The sequence below is a fragment of the Streptococcus sp. Marseille-Q0941 genome (genome assembly GCF_943736975.1).
Taxonomy (GTDB): domain Bacteria; phylum Bacillota; class Bacilli; order Lactobacillales; family Streptococcaceae; genus Streptococcus.
Genome location: NZ_CALSFO010000004.1, coordinates 20418 through 41181, shown reverse-complemented (window position 1 = coordinate 41181; position 20764 = coordinate 20418). Strand labels below are relative to the sequence as shown.

At 41.4% G+C, this 20764-nt stretch carries 19 protein-coding genes; 14 read left to right on the top strand and 5 right to left on the bottom strand.

The genetic code is table 11. The features are described from left to right. Nucleotides 1-272: 272 nt before the first annotated feature. The 4 genes from ruvB to pepC all read left to right on the top strand — a co-directional run bounded on the left by ruvB (nt 273) and on the right by pepC (nt 4155). Nucleotides 273-1271, top strand: a complete 999-nt coding sequence (gene ruvB, locus NGI26_RS05640) for a Holliday junction branch migration DNA helicase RuvB (protein ID WP_006151318.1) — start codon at nt 273-275, stop codon at nt 1269-1271. After that, the gene (locus NGI26_RS05635) at nt 1252-1824 is read left to right on the top strand and encodes a nucleotidyltransferase family protein (RefSeq protein WP_251937354.1); all 573 of its coding nucleotides are present in this window, start codon (nt 1252-1254) and stop codon (nt 1822-1824) included. The genes ruvB and NGI26_RS05635 overlap by 20 nt, the downstream gene beginning before the upstream one ends. A 165-nt stretch (nt 1825-1989) precedes the next feature. Continuing rightward, complete coding sequence (locus tag NGI26_RS05630) at nt 1990-2712, top strand: pseudouridine synthase (protein WP_251937350.1); 723 nt, start codon at nt 1990-1992, stop codon at nt 2710-2712. A gap of 108 nt (nt 2713-2820) precedes the next feature. Beyond that, the gene (pepC, locus tag NGI26_RS05625) at nt 2821-4155 is read left to right on the top strand and encodes an aminopeptidase C (RefSeq protein WP_251937347.1); all 1335 of its coding nucleotides are present in this window, start codon (nt 2821-2823) and stop codon (nt 4153-4155) included. Nucleotides 4156-4341: 186 nt separating this feature from the next. Here pepC and NGI26_RS05620 read toward each other — a convergent pair whose 3' ends face one another. From NGI26_RS05620 to adhP, 4 genes are all read right to left on the bottom strand, one after another. Continuing rightward, on the bottom strand, nt 4342-5253 hold the full coding sequence (locus NGI26_RS05620; protein WP_006149277.1) for a PTS system mannose/fructose/sorbose family transporter subunit IID: 912 nt from the start codon (nt 5251-5253) through the stop codon (nt 4342-4344). 14 nt (nt 5254-5267) lie between these two features. Next, nucleotides 5268-6080 carry a PTS mannose/fructose/sorbose transporter subunit IIC gene (locus NGI26_RS05615; RefSeq protein ID WP_251937343.1) on the bottom strand — a complete coding sequence of 271 codons (813 nt, stop codon included), beginning with the start codon at nt 6078-6080 and terminating at the stop codon, nt 5268-5270. A gap of 29 nt (nt 6081-6109) precedes the next feature. Further along, nucleotides 6110-7099, bottom strand: coding sequence for a PTS sugar transporter subunit IIB (locus tag NGI26_RS05610; RefSeq protein WP_251937340.1), 990 nt, complete (start codon nt 7097-7099; stop codon nt 6110-6112). A gap of 436 nt (nt 7100-7535) precedes the next feature. Further along, the gene (gene adhP / locus NGI26_RS05605) at nt 7536-8555 is read right to left on the bottom strand and encodes an alcohol dehydrogenase AdhP (RefSeq protein WP_251937337.1); all 1020 of its coding nucleotides are present in this window, start codon (nt 8553-8555) and stop codon (nt 7536-7538) included. Between the two features lie 370 nt (nt 8556-8925). Here adhP and NGI26_RS05600 point away from each other — a divergent pair, with 370 nt between their 5' ends. The 7 genes from NGI26_RS05600 (at nt 8926) to NGI26_RS05570 (ending at nt 16056) form a co-directional block, all read left to right on the top strand. Next, entirely contained in the window at nt 8926-10203 is a 1278-nt protein-coding gene (locus tag NGI26_RS05600) for a glutamate-cysteine ligase family protein (protein ID WP_251937334.1), read from the top strand. Nucleotides 10204-10277: 74 nt separating this feature from the next. Next, nucleotides 10278-11762 (top strand): threonine synthase, encoded by a 1485-nt coding sequence (thrC, locus tag NGI26_RS05595; RefSeq protein ID WP_251937331.1) that lies wholly within the window; start codon nt 10278-10280, stop codon nt 11760-11762. 60 nt (nt 11763-11822) lie between these two features. Next, the gene (locus NGI26_RS05590; RefSeq protein WP_251937328.1) at nt 11823-13103 is read left to right on the top strand and encodes an MATE family efflux transporter; all 1281 of its coding nucleotides are present in this window, start codon (nt 11823-11825) and stop codon (nt 13101-13103) included. Between the two features lie 3 nt (nt 13104-13106). Beyond that, nucleotides 13107-13754: an HAD family hydrolase gene (locus NGI26_RS05585; RefSeq protein ID WP_251937325.1), complete on the top strand. Its 648-nt coding sequence runs from the start codon at nt 13107-13109 to the stop codon at nt 13752-13754. Nucleotides 13755-13897: 143 nt separating this feature from the next. Further along, nucleotides 13898-15031, top strand: coding sequence for a LysM peptidoglycan-binding domain-containing protein (locus NGI26_RS05580; RefSeq protein WP_251937322.1), 1134 nt, complete (start codon nt 13898-13900; stop codon nt 15029-15031). A 226-nt stretch (nt 15032-15257) separates the two neighbouring features. Then, on the top strand, nt 15258-15683 hold the full coding sequence (locus NGI26_RS05575) for a MarR family winged helix-turn-helix transcriptional regulator (protein WP_251937320.1): 426 nt from the start codon (nt 15258-15260) through the stop codon (nt 15681-15683). 10 nt (nt 15684-15693) lie between these two features. Continuing rightward, complete coding sequence (locus NGI26_RS05570) at nt 15694-16056, top strand: DUF1304 domain-containing protein (RefSeq protein WP_251937316.1); 363 nt, start codon at nt 15694-15696, stop codon at nt 16054-16056. Nucleotides 16057-16103: 47 nt separating this feature from the next. On the opposite strand, the gene NGI26_RS05565 is transcribed toward NGI26_RS05570, so the two are convergent. After that, nucleotides 16104-16961 (bottom strand): DUF975 family protein, encoded by an 858-nt coding sequence (locus NGI26_RS05565; RefSeq protein ID WP_251937313.1) that lies wholly within the window; start codon nt 16959-16961, stop codon nt 16104-16106. 116 nt (nt 16962-17077) lie between these two features. Here NGI26_RS05565 and tgt point away from each other — a divergent pair, with 116 nt between their 5' ends. The 3 genes from tgt (at nt 17078) to NGI26_RS05550 (ending at nt 20596) form a co-directional block, all read left to right on the top strand. Then, a complete protein-coding gene (gene tgt, locus NGI26_RS05560) occupies nt 17078-18220 on the top strand; it encodes a tRNA guanosine(34) transglycosylase Tgt (protein WP_251937308.1) in 1143 nt (380 codons plus the stop codon). A gap of 100 nt (nt 18221-18320) precedes the next feature. Further along, complete coding sequence (locus tag NGI26_RS05555) at nt 18321-20138, top strand: acyltransferase family protein (RefSeq protein ID WP_251937305.1); 1818 nt, start codon at nt 18321-18323, stop codon at nt 20136-20138. 116 nt (nt 20139-20254) lie between these two features. Further along, complete coding sequence (locus NGI26_RS05550) at nt 20255-20596, top strand: metal-sulfur cluster assembly factor (protein WP_251937303.1); 342 nt, start codon at nt 20255-20257, stop codon at nt 20594-20596. Nucleotides 20597-20764: the final 168 nt, after the last annotated feature.

The following is a 20764-nucleotide window of genomic DNA, read 5'->3' as shown; positions in this document are numbered from 1 at the left end:
TAATCTCCTAAAGAAGTCACCCAATCAGGTGGCTTTTTTGTTGCTTGAGAAAGGAAATTCCATTTGGAAAAAATTTTTTAAAAGATAATAAATCAGAGAAAAGTTAAGGTAATTTTAAGTCTCCTCGTGTATCATATAGTCATTAGATAAAGACCTCCTAACTTTATTTAATGAAATCCTAATCCTTTCTTTTTCATAATAATCTCCCTAATGAAGCCACCAAATCAGGTGGCTTTTTTGTTTGTAGGCTGGATTTTTGCTATAATGGAAGCATGAGTAGAATTTTAGATAATGAAATCATGGGTGATGAGGAGTTGGTAGAACGTACCCTCCGTCCCCAATATTTACGTGAATATATCGGTCAGGACAAGGTCAAAGATCAGCTTCAAATTTTTATCGAAGCAGCTAAAATGCGGGATGAGGCGTTGGACCATGTTCTTTTGTTTGGCCCTCCAGGACTCGGAAAAACAACCATGGCTTTTGTCATTGCCAATGAATTGGGAGTCAATCTCAAGCAAACGTCTGGCCCTGTTATTGAAAAAGCGGGTGATCTGGTAGCAATTTTGAATGACTTGGAGCCTGGAGATGTACTCTTTATTGACGAGATTCATCGCTTGCCTATGTCGGTAGAAGAGGTGCTTTACAGTGCCATGGAAGACTTCTACATTGACATCATGATTGGTGCGGGAGAAGCTAGCCGTAGTGTCCATCTTGATTTGCCTCCTTTTACCTTGATTGGGGCGACGACTCGAGCGGGGATGCTTTCGAATCCTCTTCGTGCCCGTTTTGGGATTACAGGCCACATGGAATATTATACCCATGATGACTTGACAGAAATTGTCGAGCGGACGGCAGATATCTTTGAGATGGAAATTACTCACGAGGCAGCTTCCGAGTTAGCTTTACGCAGTCGTGGAACTCCTCGTATTGCTAATCGTCTCCTCAAGCGCGTGCGTGACTTTGCGCAGATTATGGGCGATGGCTTGATTGATGATGTCATTACAGATAAGGCTCTTACCATGCTGGATGTAGACCACGAAGGCTTGGACTATGTGGACCAGAAAATCCTTCGTACCATGATTGAGATGTACGGTGGGGGTCCGGTCGGATTAGGAACTCTTTCTGTTAATATTGCCGAGGAGCGTGAGACGGTCGAAGATATGTACGAACCCTACCTCATCCAGAAAGGCTTTATCATGCGAACTCGTTCAGGACGAGTCGCGACAGCTAAGGCTTATGAGCATTTGGGGTATGAATATATTGAAAAATGAGACTGAAATTTTAGACTCTTTTAGGGAAAATTCTGAAATGATGGCTATTTTGACCATCATCCGTAACTTGGAGTTAAAAGACTCCTGGTTGGCAGCTGGTTCGGTTCGAAATTTTATCTGGAATCTCCTATCAGAAAAACCAGCCTTTGATCGTGAAACAGATGTGGATGTGATTTTCTTTGACCCAGGTGTGAGTTATGAAGAAACGCTGGCCCTAGAGAACCAGTTGAGAGAGGACTTTCCTCAATATCAATGGGAGCTGAAAAATCAAGTCTATATGCATCAGCATAGTCCCCATACGCCTCCCTATGTGAATTCCTGTGATGCTATGAGTAAATATCCTGAACGTTGTACGGCGATAGGACTTCGCTTGCATGCTGATGCAACTTTGGAGCTCTTTGCGCCTTATGACTTGGAGGATATTTTGAACTTTCAAGTTCGTCCAACTCCTCATTTTTTAGAAAATAAAGATCGGATGAAGCTCTACCAACAGCGTCTATCCAAGAAAAACTGGCGAGAAAAATGGAAAAATCTCACATTTAAAAATACTTAAGGAAACTTTAAGATAGGAGCTGTATACTTATCTCATAAGTTAAGAAGAACTTAACTTATACTCCTAAAACTTTTTCATAATAATCTCCCTATAAAAAAATTAAGTCGCCCAATCAGGCGGCTTTTTTTGTTCTAAGTCTATGCTTTTTCATGATATAATAGCCCTATGAGATTAGATAAATTTTTAGTAGCCTGCGCTGTCGGGAGTCGGACTGATGTCAAAAACCTTCTCAAGGCTGGGCGCGTGACGGTCAACGGTAAGAAAGAAAAATCTGCCAAGCTACAAATTAATGAAGAGACAGACGAGGTTTGTTTTGACGGGCAAAAGCTAGACTATGAGGAGTTTGTTTACTACATGATGAACAAGCCCCAAGGAGTTATTTCAGCGACTGAGGATTCTAAACACAGAACGGTGTTGGACTTGTTGGATGATCTTGCTCGGACCAAGGAAGTTTTTCCAGTAGGGCGCTTGGATATTGACACTCATGGTCTCCTGCTCTTGACTAATGATGGTCAGCTGGCCCATGCTCTTCTTTCACCTAAGCGTCATGTGGATAAGACTTATCTGGCACAAGTCAAGGGAATTATGACTCAAGAAGATGTGGAGACATTTGCTAAGGGTATTCCGCTCAAAGATTTTACCTGTCAGCCGGGCAAACTGGAGATTCTGTCAGTGGATTCAAATAAGGATGAAAGCCAGGTTCGGGTGACCATTGCAGAAGGGAAATTCCACCAGGTCAAACGCATGGTGGCCTACTGTGGCAAGGAAGTCGTGGATTTGCAACGTTTGACTATGGGGACTCTAGTTTTGGATGAGAATTTGAAACGGGGAGAATGGCGTCGCGTCAGTCAAGAAGAGCTCGAATTGCTTTTTGCTAGTGTGAAATAGTGCCCATGACATGAAAAAGGTGAGTCTATTTGGCTTGCTTTTTCATTTTTCAGTTGCTTCCTTTGTGAAAAGCGTTATAATAGACTGTATAGTAAAAAGGAGGAATCTATGAACGCGATTCAAGAATCATTTACGGATCAATTATTTGCCAACTATGAAGCAAATGTAAAATACCAAGCTATCGAAAACGCAGTTAGCCATAACGGAATTTTCGCAGCCCTAGAACGTCGCCAAAGTCATGTGGATAACACACCTGTTTTCTCGCTTGATTTGACCAAGGACAAGGTGACCAACCAGAAGGCTTCTGGTCGTTGCTGGATGTTCGCAGCTCTCAACACCTTCCGTCACAAACTCATCTCGCAATACAAATTGGAGAACTTTGAATTGTCTCAGGCCCACACCTTCTTCTGGGATAAGTATGAAAAATCTAACTGGTTCTTGGAGCAAGTGATTGCGACTGCAGACCAAGAATTGACGAGTCGCAAGGTTAGCTTCCTACTCCAAACTCCTCAACAAGATGGTGGTCAGTGGGATATGGTGGTTTCTCTCTTTGAAAAATATGGTGTCGTGCCCAAGTCTGTTTATCCTGAGTCTATCTCATCTAGCAATAGCCGTGAACTCAATGCCATTCTTAACAAATTGCTTCGCCAAGATGCTCAAATCTTGCGTGACTTGCTCGCATCTGGTGCAGACCAAGCGGCTGTTCAAGCTAAGAAAGAAGACCTCTTGCAAGAAATTTTTAACTTCCTTGCCATGTCACTAGGTCTCCCACCTCGTCAGTTTGACTTTGCTTATCGTGATAAAGATAATAACTACCAAAGCGAAAAAGGGATCACTTCACAAGAGTTTTACAAGAAATATGTTGATCTTCCACTAGAAGACTACGTTTCTGTGATCAATGCTCCAACTGCTGATAAACCATATGGTAGATCATATACAGTTGAGATGTTGGGAAATGTTGTCGGTAGTCGTGCAGTTCGTTACATTAACGTACCGATGGAACGCTTGAAAGAATTGGCGATTGCCCAAATGCAAACAGGAGAAACTGTTTGGTTTGGTTCAGATGTCGGCCAACTCAGCAACCGTAAAGCAGGAATCCTTGCGACAGATGTTTATGACTTTGAATCAAGCATGGACATTCAACTCACTCAAGACAAGGCTGGACGTTTAGACTATAGCGAAAGCTTGATGACTCATGCTATGGTCTTGACAGGTGTTGATTTGGATGAAAATGGTAAATCAATCAAGTGGAAAGTCGAAAACTCATGGGGAGACAAGGTCGGTGCAGATGGTTACTTTGTCGCCTCAGATGCTTGGATGGACGAATATACTTACCAAATTGTTGTTCGTAAGGAATTATTAACAGCAGAAGAACGAGCTGCTTACGAAGCAGAACCAATCGTCCTTGCACCATGGGATCCAATGGGTGCCTTAGCAGAATAACTGAGATATAAAAAAGAGGCTGGGACAAAAGTCCTAGCCTCTCAATTGTCTTTTGGATTGTCGAGCAAGACGCAGTAGTAGAGCCCTACTCAACTGTGTGTGCGGAGGTGGGACGACGAAATCGAATTCTAACGAATTACCGATTTCTGTTCCACTCTCTTTTTTGTTTATATATTCTCACCGAGATTACATGATACCGAAGAAACGAGCTGCGATACCAACTGCAAAGAGGGCAAGGATGATTGTGATTGGAGATACTTTTTTCTTAAGCAACCACATGCAAAGGAAAGTAAGGAGAAGTCCCATCAATCCTGGAATCAATGAGTTCAACTGACCTTGAAGGGTTTGTGGTTGAACGCTATCTAGACTCATACCACTAAGCGCTTGTCCAAGAATACCCTTCAATTCTCCACCAGTAACAGCACCTTCTGGGAAGTTGATGTAGGCACCTTCTGACAATTGTTTGCCTGGAAGGTTGATAGTGAAGTTGATTGATACCCAACGTTGTACAAGAACGGCAAGGATGAACATACCAAGGATAGATGCACCCTTAGTGATGTCTTTCAAGATACCACCTGACATGTCTTTAGTGATTTCAGATCCAGCCTTGTAACCAAACTCTTGTGTGTACCATAGGAAAGACATACGGATTGCATTCCATCCAAAGAAGAAGAGAAGTGGGCCAACGATATTACCAGTTGCTGCAAGTGATGCACCAAGGGCACCAAGGATCGGACGAACTGTAAACCAGAAGACTGGGTCACCGATACCAGCAAGAGGTCCCATCATACCGATCTTAACACCTTGGATAGCAGCGTCATCGATTTCAGTACCGTTTGCGCGTTCTTCTTCAAGTGCAAGAGTAACCCCCATGATTGGAGCAGCTACGTATGGGTGAGTGTTGAAGAACTCAAGGTGGCGCTCAAGAGCAGCAGCTTGGTCTTCTTTTTTAGTGTAAAGTTTCTTGATAGCTGGGATTAAAGAGTAAGCCCAACCCAAGTTTTGCATACGTTCGTAGTTCCATGAACCTTGAAGGAATTGTGAACGCCACCAAACTTTTTGGCGATCTGATTTTGATAATTGAATTTTTTCAGCCATGATTGTTCCCCTTTCTAGTAGTCTTCTAAGATATCACCAATTGGGTCGTTAGAAGTTGCAGCTCCTCCGCCACCGTTTCCACCTTGTTTAGAAAGGTTGAGGTAGATGAAGGCAAGGGCAACACCGATTACACCAAGGGCAATCAAAGTCAATTGAGAGATTGCTGCAAGAGCAAAACCGATAGCGAAGAATGGCCATACTTCACGAGTAGCCATCATGTTGATAACCAAGGCGTAACCAACGGCAACGACCATAGCACCACCGACAGCCATACCACCGTTCAACCAGTCTGGCATCAATTTAAGAGCATCTTGAACGGCAGAAGCAGGGATAGCGATAAGGAAGGCTGCAGGAATAGCGATACGAAGACCTTGAAGAATAAGGGCAAAGTAGTGGGCACGTTCAACAGCTGCAATATTACCTTCTTTAGCAGCAGCATCTGCAGTGTGAACCAAACCAACTGAGATTGTACGAACAATCATAGTCAAGAAAAGTCCAGCTACGGCAAGAGGAATAGCACTCGCAGTTGCGACTGCGATACCTTCAGTAGTAAAGTTACCACCTTTGATCAGGATGATTGCTGCAGCAACAGAGGCAAGGGCAGCGTCAGGAGCTACAGCAGCACCGATGTTTGCCCAACCAAGGGCGATCATTTGAAGAGATCCACCAAGCATAACCCCTGCTTCGAGGTTACCAGTTACAAGACCGATAAGGGTACATGCTACGATTGGTTGATGGAATTGGAATTGGTCGAGGATACCTTCAAGACCTGCGAAGAAGGCAACAACTACAACCAAGATAGCAGAAATGATTGAAATATCTGACATGGTTTTATTCCTTTTCTATTTAATGTTAATTATTGAATGTTAGCTTTGCTAATCAAGTCAAACAAATCTTTTTTAGTGTCGTTTGGTACTTTACGTACATCAAATTCAACACCAAGATCACGCATTTTTTCAAATGTAGCAACGTCGTCTTTGTCCATTGATAAAACGTTGTTGACCATTGTTTTACCAGTTGAGTGAGCCATTGATCCAACGTTAAGAGTCTTGATTGGCACACCACCTTCGATAGCACGAAGAGCATCTTGAGGTGTTTCAAACAAGATAAGGGCATGTGTATCACCAAAACGAGGGTCTTTTGCAACCTCAATCAATTTTTGGATTGGCACAACGTTAGCCTTCACTCCGTTTGGAGCCGCTTGTTTGATCAATTCTTTACGAAGGTCGTCCTTCGCTACGTTATCTGAAGCAACAATGATACGGTCTGCTTTTGAGTCTGGTGTCCAAGCAGTTGCGACTTGTCCGTGAAGAAGACGTGTATCAAGACGAGCAAGATTGATTTTCAATTTACCGTCTCCGATAACAGTCCCTTCTGGGATAGCAGCTTGGGCTACAGGAGCAGCTGCAGCAGTTGCAACTTCCTCAGCTGGGTTTAGCTCTTCTGGAAGAGCCTTGATGCCATCTTTGGCTTCTTTAATGATGTTCGCAGCGACTTTATCCACTCCTGCATTAGCGTCCATCAGGCGCTCTGTGTAGGCTTGGATCAACATCGGCAAGTTAAGTCCTGTGATGATGGCAAATTTACGCTCAGGATTTTCTCCCATTACGCGGCTAGCTTGGTTAAATGGAGAACCACTCCAAAGGTCAGCCAAGACTAGAACCTCATCTTCTGCGTCAAATGCAGCCACAGCATTGTTGAACTTGGCGTATAAATCATCTGGACCTTCGTTTGGCATAAAGGTTACAACTTGAACCTTTTCTTGTTCACCAAAGATCATAGATCCTGACTGATGAATACCCGCGGCAAATTCACCGTGGCTCGCAATAATGATTCCGATACTCATTATTGTCATTCCTCCTTATATAATGTTTGACTTTTAGTTTAAGAAAACTTTAAGACTAACTAAGTATAAACCGTTTTCATAAAAAAATCAACAAATTAAATTAAATTATACAAAAATTTTAGGAGTATTGATTTTTAGAAATATTGATATATCAATATTTTTCGGAATTACCTAGAGAATGGTAAAAAAATTTAATATAAAAAGTGGTGGTACAGAACGCAACCAACCAAATCTTGGTATATTAGTTCCAGCCCCTTATACTTCAACCATTGGATGCTTAAAGAATCTGGATAGAAAAATGACATCTTCGTCAGTAGTGTTCTTGAGCGTTTAAAAAAGAACTTTGAGTTCAATAAATTGTTATGTCAAAATTTTATTGCTAAAAAACGAGGTGGGTTCTTTTGTCCCTACCTCGTTTTGCTATTTATGATCTATCTTAATGAGTAAAGTCTAGAACCATGCGACCTTGGATGGTACCAGCAGCCATTTCATCAAAGACAGCAATGGCATCTTCGACAGGCCGTTTTTGAACGACTGGAACAACGAGACCTTCAGCACCAAATTGGAAAGCTTCTTCCAAATCTTTACGTGTACCAACAAGGGAACCGATGACCTGAATACCGTCAAGAACTGTTTTAACGATACTTAGATCCATCATTTCTGAAGGGAGTCCGACAGCTACTACACGACCACCTGCACGAACAGAGTCAACTGCTTGGTTGAAGGCAACTTTTGATACAGCTGTTACGACAGCTGAGTGAGCACCACCGTTTGTTTTTTCTTTGATAAGGCCTGGAACATCTTCGACTTCAAGACCATTAATCACGATATCAGCACCGACTTCTTTAGCTAGAGCAAGTTTATCGTTGTTAATATCTACTGCGATAACGTGAGCGTTGAATACTTTTTTAGCGTATTGAACAGCTAAGTTGCCAAGTCCTCCAGCACCATAGAGTACAACCCATTGGCCTGGCTCAACTTTTGCTTCTTTAATAGCCTTGTAGGTGGTAACACCGGCACAAGTGATTGAAGAGGCTTGGGCTGGATCGAGACCTTCTGGAACTTTAACAGCATAATCTGCAGTTACGATACATTGTTCAGCCATACCACCATCAACTGAGTAGCCAGCATTTTTTACTGTACGGCAAAGGGTTTCGCGTCCGGTTGTACAATATTCACACATGCCACAGCCTTCAAAGAACCAAGCTACGCTGACACGGTCGCCAACTTTTAGGCTCTTAACATCAGGAGCGATTTCTTTTACGATACCAATCCCTTCGTGACCGAGAACACGTCCTGGAACTTTTCCAAAGTCACCATGGGCAACGTGGAGGTCTGTATGGCAAACACCACAATACTCAACTTCAACAAGTGCTTCGCCAGTTTCGAGCGGACGGAGCACTTTTTCTTCAATAGCAACACCAGTGCTTTCTGGATTTACAACAACAGCTTTCATAGCTATCCTCCTTAATTAGTCGTTGAGATGCAGAGGAAAAGGGGCTTGGCTTGAGAAGTTATCAAGTGAAGTCGAATTTGAACTGCCCTCTTTTTTTGTTTACATGTGAATTATATCACAATGTTTAATATAATACAAGGAGATTTATGCAAAAATAGATGAAATCGCTTAACCGGTTGATGAGACTGTGAAATTTTAACAATGATATCTAACGCGTTCATATAAAATTTCATATAAAGAGGAGCTTGTTTGGTCTCAAATCTAGGGGGCGAGGTTGCAAACAGATTTTCTAAGATCCATCTCTAGGAGTTTTTGGTATAATAGAGAGTAATTTATTTTCTAGTATGAGAAGTTAGAGTGAGAGGTATCTATGTCCCCTTCAATTCAGTTATTAAAAGACCGCTATTTAAAAAATATCAAAGAAAACCCAGATCTCTACATCGGTATTGAGTTGGAGTTTCCTATCGTTCATACGAAAGGACAGCCTACAGATATTGAAGTCAGTAAGAATCTGATACGTTTTTTAATTGATGCTCTCAATCTGGAAGTTGAAAAGGAAGACCAGGATGGCAATCCGATTCAGCTTGTAGAACCGAGGAGTCAAGATCGGATTCTGTTTGAGGTTTCCTATACAACCTTGGAGTTTGCCTTTGGCAGAGCCCAGACTATCCAAGAGGTCGAAGACCGTTTTGAGGCCTATATGAAGGTAATCCAAGAAAAATTAGGAGAAAAGGCTCATGCGATCCAAGGTTGGGGGATTCACCCAAACTGGGATCAAAATGGCAATCGACCTGTGGCCTATCCCCGCTACCAGATGCTGATGGATTATCTGCATATGGGAAGTCGTCAAGAAAGAGCTGATTTGCATGATTTTCCGCAATATGGAGCTTTTATCTGTGGGAGTCAAGTTCAGCTGGATGTTTCAACATCTAACTACCTGCGTGTTATCAATGCTTTCACTCAGATTGAGGCAGCCAAGGCCTACTTGTTTGCCAATTCTGAGTTTTCTGGAGCAGACTGGGACACCAAGATTTCACGAGATATTTTTTGGGAAGAATCCATGCACGGGATTTATCCTGAAAATGTAGGCGTTAATGCCAAACTATTTCAAGACGAGGATGATTTCTTTGATTATCTAGACCGCTCTGCGATTTTTACAGCAGAACGTGATGGAGAAACCTACTATTTTTCTCCGATTCGGGCTAGAGATTATTTAGATACTGATGACATTCCTGCCTATACTCTGAATGGCAAAGAAATTCTTCTTGTTCCTCAAGAGAAGGATTTTCAAACGCACCGTAGCTATCAATTTCAGGACTTAACAACACGAGGGACTGTTGAATTTCGTAGTGTTTGTACGCAACCGCTGGACCGCACCTTTGCTTCAGCAGCCTTTCATCTAGGTTTGTTGGTAAATCTAGACAAGCTTGAAAGCTACCTAGGAACAGCTCCTTTCTTTGAAAAATATGGTCGTGACTACAAGTCTTTGAGAAGACAGTTTTCTAAGAAACAACTCACAGATGAGGAGACAGCTGGGATTGTCCAGTTTGCTAAAGACTTACTAGCTATAGCAGAGCAAGGACTTGAGATGAGAGGTCAGAGTGAAATGACTTATTTAGAGCCTTTGAAAGAAAAATTGGACGTATAATTTTCTTATAACGGAAGAATTTTCTGAAAAATCATGTTATAATGGATGAGACTATAGATAAAGGATAGAGGTTTATGACATTAGTTTATCAATCAACGCGTGATGCGAAAAATACAGTAACAGCCAGCCAAGCGATTTTGCAAGGTTTGGCAACTGATGGTGGCTTGTTCACTCCAGTGAGCTATCCAAAGGTAGATTTGGATTTTGACACATTAAAAGATGCTTCTTACCAAGAAGTGGCTAAACTTGTCTTGTCAGCCTTCTTGGATGACTTTACAGCTGAAGAGTTGGACTACTGTATCATCAATGCCTATGACAGCAAGTTTGATACACCAGCGATTGCCCCTCTTGTCAAACTTGATGGCCAATACAATTTGGAACTTTTCCATGGTTCAACGATTGCCTTTAAGGATATGGCCTTGTCTATCTTGCCATACTTTATGACGACGGCGGCTAAAAAGCATGGTTTGGAGAACAAGATTGTCATCTTGACAGCGACATCTGGTGATACTGGAAAAGCAGCTATGGCGGGCTTTGCAGATGTGCCTGGTACTGAGATTATCGTTTTTTATCCAAAAGATGGTGTCAGCAAGGTTCAAGAACTACAAATGACAACTCAAACAGGGGACAATACTCATGTTATCGCTATTGATGGAAACTTTGATGATGCTCAGACAAACGTGAAGCACATGTTTAACGATGTGGCACTTCGTGAAAAATTGGCTGCCAACAAGCTTCAGTTCTCATCTGCTAACTCTATGAATATCGGTCGTTTAGTGCCACAGATTGTCTACTATGTTTATGCCTACGCTCAACTTGTTAAAACTGGCGAAATTAATGCTGGTGATAAGGTTAACTTCACCGTACCGACAGGAAACTTTGGAAATATCTTGGCTGCCTTTTACGCTAAACAAATCGGCCTACCAGTCGGCAAGTTAATCTGTGCTTCAAATGACAACAATGTCTTGACAGACTTCTTTAAAACACGTGTCTATGACAAGAAACGTGAGTTTAAGGTAACAACTAGCCCATCTATGGATATCTTGGTATCTTCAAACTTGGAGCGCTTGATTTTCCATCTTTTAGGTAATAATTCTGAAAAGACAGCTGAACTTATGAATGCCTTGAATACGCAAGGTCAGTATGAGTTGACTGATTTTGATGCAGAGATTTTGGACCTTTTTGTAGCTGAGTACGCTACGGAAGCAGAGACAGCAGCAGAAATCAAGCGTGTCTATGAGTCAGATTCGTATATTGAGGACCCTCATACAGCAGTAGCTTCAGCCGTATATAAAAAATACCAAGCAGCAACAGGCGATGTGACTAAGACCGTGATTGCATCAACTGCTAGTCCATACAAGTTCCCAGTAGTTGCAGTAGAAGCTGTCACTGGAAAATCTGGACTTAGCGACTTTGAAGCCTTGGCTCAGTTGCATGAGATTTCAGGTGTTGCCTTGCCACCAGCAGTGGATGGCCTTGAAACAGCTCCAGTTCGTCACAAGACAACGGTTGCAGCAGCAGATATGCAGACTGCAGTAGAAATTTATCTAGGACTTTAAAAGAGAGGAAGTAAACTCGGTTGGGAAACTAACTGAGTTTCTTTTCATCAGGAGGAAGGATTGTTTAAGAAAAATAAAGACATTCTTAATATTGCATTGCCAGCTATGGGGGAAAACTTTTTGCAGATGCTCATGGGGATGGTAGATAGCTACTTGGTAGCTAATCTGGGGTTGATCGCCATTTCGGGTGTGTCTGTTGCTGGTAACATTATCACCATTTATCAGGCTATTTTTATTGCCTTGGGAGCAGCCATTTCTAGTGTCATTTCCAAAAGTTTGGGGCAGAAGGACCAGTCTAAGCTAGCCTACCACGTAACAGAAGCACTCAAGATCACCCTACTATTGAGTTTAATTTTAGGGGCCTTATCCATCTTTGCAGGCCAAGAGATGATCGGTCTTTTGGGGACAGAAGCGTCTGTAGCTGAGAGTGGTGGACTTTACCTATCATTGGTGGGTGGTTCAATTGTTCTCTTGGGCTTGATGACTAGTTTGGGGGCTTTGATTCGCACTACCCACAATCCTCGACTTCCGCTATATGTTAGTTTTTTATCCAATGCTTTAAATATCCTTTTCTCAAGTGTTGCCATTTTTATTTTTGATATGGGAATAGCTGGTGTAGCTTGGGGGACTATTTTGTCTCGTTTGGTTGGGGCTGTAATCTTGTGGTCACAATTAAAACTTCCATATGCAAGGCCAAGTTTGGGGCTGGATAAAGACTTGTTTACTCTAGCTTTACCTGCAGCGGGAGAACGTCTCATGATGAGGGCTGGAGATGTCGTCATTATTGCCTTGGTTGTTTCCTTTGGGACTGAAGCCGTCGCGGGAAATGCTATCGGTGAAGTTTTGACTCAGTTCAACTACATGCCTGCCTTTGGCGTTGCTACGGCAACAGTTATGCAGGTAGCTCGAGCAGTTGGAGAAAATGATTGGGCAAGAGTGGATGACTTAAGTAAGCAAACTTATTGGTTGTCTTTCTTTCTCATGTTACCCTTGACGCTTAGTATCTATGCTCTCGGGACACCACTAAGCTATCTCTACACCAGCGATCCTGTGGCTATCAAAGCTAGTGTTTTAGTGACACTTTTTTCACTTTTAGGAACTCCTATGTCAACGGGAACAGTCATTTATACAGCTATCTGGCAAGGTTTGGGAAATGCCCGACTACCCTTTTATGCAACAAGTATTGGGATGTGGTGTATCCGTATCGGAACAGGCTATTTGATGGGAATTGTTCTTGGTTGGGGCTTGCCTGGTATTTGGGCTGGAACTATTTTAGATAATGGTTTTCGTTGGATTTTCCTACGCTATCGTTACAAATCTTATATGACATTGAAAGGATAAGAAATGCAAGGAACAGCTTTTATTTGGGATTTAGATGGGACTTTACTGGACTCCTATGAAGCTATTTTGTCAGGAATTGAGGAAACCTATGCACAGTTTTCCATTCCCTATGATAAGGAAAAAGTTCGAGCTTTTATCTTGAAATATTCTGTTCAGGATTTATTGGAGCAAGTGGCAGAAGAGCGAGGGTTAGATTTAGGGATTCTCAATCAGGTTCGTGCTCAGAGCTTGGCTGAAAAGAATGCCCAGGTCGTCTTGATGCCGGGTGCGTGTGAGGTTTTAGACTGGGCGGACAAGCAAGGAATTCAGCAATTTGTCTACACCCACAAAGGTGACAATGCCTTCTTTATTTTACGGGATTTAGGACTGGATTCTTATTTCACAGAAATTCTGACAAGTCAGAGTGGTTTTGCTCGTAAACCAAATCCAGAAGCAGCTACCTACCTTATCAGTAAGTATCATTTAAAACCAGATCGCACCTGTTATATAGGGGATCGCACCTTGGATGTCGAATTCGCTCAAAATAGTGGTATCCAGAGTATCAATTTCCTTGAAACTCCGGTGGATTGCAATCATCAGATTGCTACTTTAGAGGATATTCCTTCTCTCTTTTTTGAAAATTTTATGAAAGAGAATATGTCAGATTTGTAACAAAATACAAACAAACTATTTCAATTAACGTGGTTTGTTACAGAGTTTAGACAGTTTTATTAAATAGCCCCCAAAGGGCTTTTTTTCTTTTTCCTTTATGTTATGATAGAAAGGTACTACATTTGAAAAGGAGTTTGAATAGTATGAAGAAACGAATTATTTTTGCATCAACAGTAGCTCTATCACTTGCCCCTACCTTGGCAACTCAAGCAGAGGAAATTGTATGGTCACCACGTAGTGTTGAGCAAATTCAAAACGATGTTGCTAAAAGCGAAAATAAAACAAGTTATACCATTAAGTACGGAGATACCCTAAGCACGATCGCAGAGGCTTTGGGAGTAGACTTAAATGTCCTTGCAAACTTGAACAAAATCACGAATATTGATTTGATTTTCCCAGACACTGTACTGACTACAATTGTTAACGAAAATGAAGAAGTAACAGAGGTTGAGGTTTATACACCTCAAGAAGTAGGTTCTGATGTAGCAAGTGCAACAGCAGATTTAACAACGAATCAAGTAACGGTAGATGATCAAACTGTTCAAGTCGAAGATTTGACACAACCAGTTGAAGAAACAGAAGCTGTAGCAGAAACTACAGTATCTTCAGAAGCAACAACAGAGGCAGTAACAGAAGCACCTGCCACTGAGGAAATAACTACAACAACAGCTGAGCCAACAACAGCTGAGCCAACAACAGAAGCGACAACAGAAGCTGTAACAGCAGCGCCTGTAGTAGAAGAAACAACGACTACTGTTGAGGAAACAACTACGGTCGCTGAACCAACTACAACAGTTGAAGCAACAACAGAGGCAGTAACAGAAGCTCAATCAGCTCCAGCAACTTACCAAGCTGAACCAAGTCAAGGTGCATCGGCAACTTATACAGCTCCAGCGGTTCCTGATTATGCAAGTATTGCAGCTTCAAAATCAGAAAATGCAGGTCTACAACCACAAACGGCTACCTTTAAAGAAGAAGTAGCTAACTTGTTCGGTATCACATCATTTAGTGGGTACCGCCCAGGAGATAGTGGGGATCACGGAAAAGGTCTAGCGATTGACTTCATGGTCCCAGTTAGCTCAGCTCTCGGTGATCAAATTGCAGATTACGCCATCCAAAATATGGCTAGCCGTGGCATCAACTACATTATCTGGAAACAACGTTTCTACGCACCGTACGATAGCAAATACGGACCAGCCTATACTTGGAATCCAATGCCAGATCGTGGTAGCGTTACAGAAAACCACTACGATCACGTTCACGTATCTATGAACTAAGAACAATGAGAAGTTGGGAACTGATTCAGTTTCCGCTTCTTTTTATATTTCAAACACTTAGATGGTAAAGATCAAATCCAGACATAAAATATAGAAACATAGCCTTCTGAGATTGTGACAGGAGGCTATTTTTAGGGAGTGAGCAACATAGTTGCATTTTTAACCGCGTTGAGTTATACTTGATAAGTCAACTATTGATAAATCAAACATTTTCAAGGGAATAGAAATGCCAGAAATAAATGAATTACTGTACCAGCTCCATTTAGTAGATCAGACGATTACTCAACTTTTTGAGAAACAATTGGGCATTAGTTTGACCCGCTATCAAATTCTGCAATTTTTATTGCAAAAGTCACCGTGTAACCAAACAGCTGTTCAAGAGATGTTACAGATTGATCAGGCAGCTTTGACCCGCCATTTCAAGATACTAGAGTCAGAAGGCTATGTCAAACGTAATCGTAATCCGATCAATCAGCGAGAAGTCCTAGTTGAATTAACTCAAGAAGCCAAGGAACAACTCTTGGTCAATCCGCCTAAACATCACTTGAAAGTGAAGGAGCAGATGGAGAACATCTTATCGACTGCTGAGCAGCAAGAGTTGACAACTTTACTGACAAACCTAGTCTCAGGTCTAGAAAAAATAGAATTTTAAGGGGAAAACCATGTCAATCATTACTACTATTTTGGCAACTCTTGTTGCCCTGGAACATTTTTATATCTTTTATTTGGAGAGTGTAGCAACCCAATCAGATGCAACCAGTCGAGTCTTTCATATGGACAAGGAAGAGTTGGTACGACCATCTGTTAGCTCACTGTTTAAAAACCAAGGAATTTATAATGCCTTGATTGGAGTATTTCTGATCTATGGGATTTATTTTTCGCATAGTTTAGAAATCGTAACAATCTTTGTTTTATTTGTCATAGGAGCAGCGGCGTATGGTTCCTTAACTGCGGATAAAAGAATTATTCTAAAGCAGGGTGGACCAGCTATTCTAACCTTGCTAAGTATCCTTTTCTTGAAATAAAAACAACCAGCACTTTCTATGAAGGTACTGGTTTTTAATAACTAATATTACACTTTTCTACGTTTGATCTCGAGTAGCCTCTGATAGAAGAAGATTTGACTACTATAGATATAAGGGAAAGTAGAGATACTTGCAATTCCAAAGCTAATCCAGATAAGGATATACCAAGGGAGTAGCTGCAAATCAAGGACAAAGCGTTGGAACTTATAGCCTTTCATAAGGAAACGGCTGGTCTGAAGTACGCGGCTTGGTTTGGCAATTCCGATTGCAAGGGTATCGCATAGGAGCAGTTCGACTTGGGAATAGGCGTAATATTGCGGAAGATAAATAATGGTTCCCAAAATCATGACTAGGACGCTACCAAAGAAATAGAGAGCGAAAGTAAGTAGGAAATGTTCGATATCTGGATTGGTGACGTCGACAGATGGAAATTCGGGATGAAGTTCCACAAATTTACGAGCCATTGCACTGCTATAAAAGAGCAAGTAGACTCCAAAAAGATTAGGGATGCTCCATAAAAAGAGATAGAAACGCTTGAGTAAGAGAGTTAGAAAAGTCTGGGTAAAGAAGCGATTATCAAGTAAGGACAAGCTATCTTTAAAGGAAAGCTCTATCTCAGAAATTCTGTAAAGATTAATCGTGGTAAAGAGAGCACCAGCTAGGATGATAGAACTTGTAAATCCAACAGCTATTGGAAAGAGAGCAGACTGAATCGTGGTTCCTAGAAAGTTCAAGAAGGACTGTTCAAGAATGCCTTCATCAAGTAGGGATAAAGGTCTGATAAAGCTAGATAGAATCAAGAGGATACTTGGCAATAAAAAGACAAGCAGCAAGCGAGGATGCTCGGCTTGAAATTGTCTAGCCTGCTGGCGAACTTCTTTTAAATTAATTTTTGGGTACTTCATTCTTTCATTATACCATAGTTCGTGACAGTTCCTGTTTTTTTTGATAGAATCATACAGTATGCCCCTGGGCACAAAGTAAGAACTGGGACTGTCTTTCCCAGCTTCGGAGGTAAAAAATGTCAGATTCGCCAATCAAATATCGATTAATAAAAAAAGAAAAACACACAGGAGCTCGTTTGGGTGAGATTATCACATCCCATGGAACCTTCCCAACACCTATGTTTATGCCGGTAGGGACTCAGGCAACGGTCAAGACTCAGTCGCCAGAAGAATTGAAGGTGATGGGTTCAGGAATTATCCTATCTAATACTTATCATCTCTGGCTTCGCCCTGGAGATGAACTCATCGCACGCGCAGGTGGTCTCCACAAGTTCATGAATTGGGACCAGCCAATCTTGACGGATAGTGGTGGTTTTCAAGTTTATTCCCTAGCAGATAGTCGAAATATCACAGAAGAAGGGGTAACCTTTAAAAACCATCTCAATGGTTCCAAGATGTTCCTATCGCCAGAAAAAGCTATCTCTATTCAGAATAATCTGGGCTCAGACATCATGATGTCCTTTGACGAATGTCCTCAGTTTTACCAACCCTATGATTACGTTAAGAAATCCATCGAGCGTACTAGTCGTTGGGCTGAGCGTGGTTTGAAGGCTCATCGTCGTCCGCATGACCAAGGCTTATTTGGGATTGTACAGGGTGCAGGATTTGAAGATCTTCGCCGTCAGTCAGCTCATGACCTTGTAAGTATGGACTTCCCAGGATATTCTATTGGGGGCTTGGCAGTAGGAGAAACCCACGAAGAGATGAATGCTGTTTTGGATTTCACCACTCAACTCCTTCCTGAAAACAAACCTCGTTACTTGATGGGAGTAGGAGCGCCAGATAGCTTGATTGATGGTGTCATCCGTGGTGTCGATATGTTTGACTGTGTCTTGCCGACTCGTATCGCTCGTAATGGCACCTGTATGACCAGCCAAGGGCGTTTGGTTGTCAAGAATGCCCAGTTTGCTGAGGACTTTACGCCACTGGATCCTGAGTGCGATTGCTACACATGTAAGAACTATACACGCGCTTATCTTCGTCACCTGCTCAAGGCTGATGAAACTTTCGGTATTCGCTTAACAAGTTACCATAATCTCTACTTCTTGCTCAATCTGATGAAGCAGGTTCGTCAGGCTATTATGGATGATAATCTCTTGGAATTTCGTGAACATTTTGTTGAAAAATATGGTTATAACAAGTCAGGGCGCAATTTCTAAAATGGAATTTATGGAAGCTAAAAATCCTACGTTTTCTCGTAGGATTTTTCTTCTTTTTTTGATAGAATAAAGTGTATAACGAAAGGGAGAATAAACTCGTATGCGTATTAAATGGTTTTCCTTGATTAGGATTACAGGTTTGCTTTTGGTACTCTTGTATCATTTCTTTCAAACGACTTTCCCAGGAGGTTTCTTCGGAGTTGACGTCTTCTTTACCTTCTCAGGTTTTCTGATTACGTCACTTTTATTAGAAGAATTTGGACAAAAAGGGAAGATTGATATCTTAGGATTTTTTAGAAGACGTTTCTATCGGATTTTTCCACCGGTCGTTTTAATGATTCTTGTCATCATGCCATTTACCTTCTTGGTTCGCCAAGATTATGTGGCAGGAATTGGTGGTCAGATTGCCGGTGTTCTAGGATTTATGACTAACTTCTATGAAATGTTGACAGGAGGAAGTTATGAATCTCAGTTTATCCCTCACCTCTTTGTTCACAACTGGAGCTTAGCTGTCGAAGTTCATTATTATATCTTGTGGGGTTTGGCAGTCTGGTTCCTATCTAAGCGAGCAAAATCAGGCGGACAACTACGAGGAACAATCTTTCTACTTTCATCAGCTGCCTTTATCATTAGTTTCCTTTCGATGTTTATCGGTAGCTTTATTGTAAGTTCTTATTCAACAGTATACTTCTCAAGTTTGACTCATGTTTATCCATTCTTCTTAGGTAGTGTGCTTGCTACCGTAATAGGAGTTCGTCATGCAACGCCACTTCTTAAACGTTTGAATAGAAGCTTGGATTTGAAGCAGACTTTGCTAGTCTTTGGAGCTGGGCTCGGAGTCTTGCTATTACTGACCTTCTTTGTGAAATTCACCTATCTCTTTGCCTATTTATTCGGCTTCTTGTTGGCAAGTTTAGCTGCGCTTCTGATGATTGTTGCAGCACGCGTCTTGCATGATAAAACACCGACAATCGAAGAACCAAAGGTGATTAGCTTCTTAGCAGATACTAGCTATGCTGTTTATCTATTCCACTGGCCGTTTTATATTATCTTTTCTCAATTGATGGGCAACCTGCTAGCAGTAATTTTCACGACCATCTTTTCTTATCTCTTTGCAACCCTTTCTTTCTATATCATCGAACCGTTGATCGCAGGAAAATCTACTGAACTCTTGCAAAAGGCAAAAGAAATTCCGCACATCAAACCAATCTTTGCTGGTAGTGCAGGAGTACTTGGTCTGATTACCCTTGTCGTGATACTGATAGCTCCTCAAGTAGGTGCATTCGAAACGGATTTGATGGTTAATGGTCTCAATCAGGCTCAAACCAATATCACTCGAACAAAAACGATGGCAGAACAAGCAGAAGCTAGTCGCTACAACATAGCTGATGGCGTGTCCATCATAGGAGATTCGGTAACCTTGCGTGCTTCAGATGGACTGAAGGAAGTCTTACCAGATGCACAGATTGATGGTCAGGTTAGTCGAAATACCAAGCAGGCAAATGAATTGATGCTGAATTACAGTCAGAATAAAGCCTTGCCTAAAATTGTAGTCATTGCGACAGGTGTTAATAATCCTGAGAATTATAAGGCTGATTTAGATTTGCTGGTAACAAATCTACCGAAGGGGCATCAGCTTGTCTTAGTAACTCCATATGAGGGGGATACAACGCAGGAAACGCAACCTTATGTAGAACAGTACGCAAACTATGCGCGTGAATTAGCACAAAAATATCCATATATTGCACTTGCAGATTGGAACCAGGTAGCCAAAGATCATCCAGATATTTGGAAGGGAACAGACCGGGTTCACTTCGGTAGTGATACTACCAAGCAGGATGAAGGAGCTAAACTTTACTCAGAAACCATTAATGCTGCCGTTAAAGCTCTTGCAGATAAACCTGTCAAATCAAAATAAACACTAAAAAGTAGAGATATAATCTCTACTTTTTGCTTTAAATAGAATTGGGAAAAACTTGCCAAATTGTCAGAATTATGAGAAAATAGGTGCAGTCTAAAAATGGAGGGAATGCAATGAGAGAAGACATCAAAATCAATAACCGTGCTCTAGAATTGGAAGATCAAATCATTGAAGTACTCGAAAAAGTTTATGATACAGATGTAGAGTTAGATGTATACAATCTTGGATTGATTTATGAGATTCATTTAGATGATACTGGCCTTTGTACAGTTGTCATGACCTTCACAGATACTGCCTGTGACTGTGCAGAAAGTCTGCCAATCGAGATTGTGGCAGGCTTGAAACAAATTGATGGAATTGAGGATGTCAAGGTTGAGGTTACCTGGTCTCCAGCATGGAAGATTACACGCATTAGTCGCTATGGCCGTATAGCCTTAGGGTTACCTCCGCGTTAAGGATTATAGAAAGATAAAGAAAGAACAATAAATTGTGTTGAAAATACTAATCAGTATTTTCCTTTTTGTTTATTTGTTTTATACAATAAACAAAAATTTTTGTTAAGAGTAGCCACTTTCTTCAAAAAAATGTTATTATAGTAGAAGTGATTATAATAAAAAGAATAA

Excerpts from the sequence above, each read along its gene's own strand:
- adhP (WP_251937337.1), bottom strand. The coding sequence starts at position 8,555 with ATGAAAGCTGTTGTTGTAAATCCAGAAAGCACTGGTGTTGCTATTGAA.
- NGI26_RS05630 (WP_251937350.1), top strand. The coding sequence starts at position 1,990 with ATGAGATTAGATAAATTTTTAGTAGCCTGCGCTGTCGGGAGTCGGACT.
- tgt (WP_251937308.1), top strand. The coding sequence starts at position 17,078 with ATGTCAGATTCGCCAATCAAATATCGATTAATAAAAAAAGAAAAACAC.
- NGI26_RS05585 (WP_251937325.1), top strand. The coding sequence starts at position 13,107 with ATGCAAGGAACAGCTTTTATTTGGGATTTAGATGGGACTTTACTGGAC.
- NGI26_RS05555 (WP_251937305.1), top strand. The coding sequence starts at position 18,321 with ATGCGTATTAAATGGTTTTCCTTGATTAGGATTACAGGTTTGCTTTTG.
- thrC (WP_251937331.1), top strand. The coding sequence starts at position 10,278 with ATGACATTAGTTTATCAATCAACGCGTGATGCGAAAAATACAGTAACA.
- NGI26_RS05570 (WP_251937316.1), top strand. The coding sequence starts at position 15,694 with ATGTCAATCATTACTACTATTTTGGCAACTCTTGTTGCCCTGGAACAT.
- NGI26_RS05620 (WP_006149277.1), bottom strand. The coding sequence starts at position 5,253 with ATGGCTGAAAAAATTCAATTATCAAAATCAGATCGCCAAAAAGTTTGG.
- NGI26_RS05635 (WP_251937354.1), top strand. The coding sequence starts at position 1,252 with ATGAATATATTGAAAAATGAGACTGAAATTTTAGACTCTTTTAGGGAA.
- NGI26_RS05550 (WP_251937303.1), top strand. The coding sequence starts at position 20,255 with ATGAGAGAAGACATCAAAATCAATAACCGTGCTCTAGAATTGGAAGAT.
- NGI26_RS05575 (WP_251937320.1), top strand. The coding sequence starts at position 15,258 with ATGCCAGAAATAAATGAATTACTGTACCAGCTCCATTTAGTAGATCAG.
- ruvB (WP_006151318.1), top strand. The coding sequence starts at position 273 with ATGAGTAGAATTTTAGATAATGAAATCATGGGTGATGAGGAGTTGGTA.
- NGI26_RS05600 (WP_251937334.1), top strand. The coding sequence starts at position 8,926 with ATGTCCCCTTCAATTCAGTTATTAAAAGACCGCTATTTAAAAAATATC.
- NGI26_RS05615 (WP_251937343.1), bottom strand. The coding sequence starts at position 6,080 with ATGTCAGATATTTCAATCATTTCTGCTATCTTGGTTGTAGTTGTTGCC.
- NGI26_RS05580 (WP_251937322.1), top strand. The coding sequence starts at position 13,898 with ATGAAGAAACGAATTATTTTTGCATCAACAGTAGCTCTATCACTTGCC.
- NGI26_RS05565 (WP_251937313.1), bottom strand. The coding sequence starts at position 16,961 with ATGAAGTACCCAAAAATTAATTTAAAAGAAGTTCGCCAGCAGGCTAGA.
- pepC (WP_251937347.1), top strand. The coding sequence starts at position 2,821 with ATGAACGCGATTCAAGAATCATTTACGGATCAATTATTTGCCAACTAT.
- NGI26_RS05610 (WP_251937340.1), bottom strand. The coding sequence starts at position 7,099 with ATGAGTATCGGAATCATTATTGCGAGCCACGGTGAATTTGCCGCGGGT.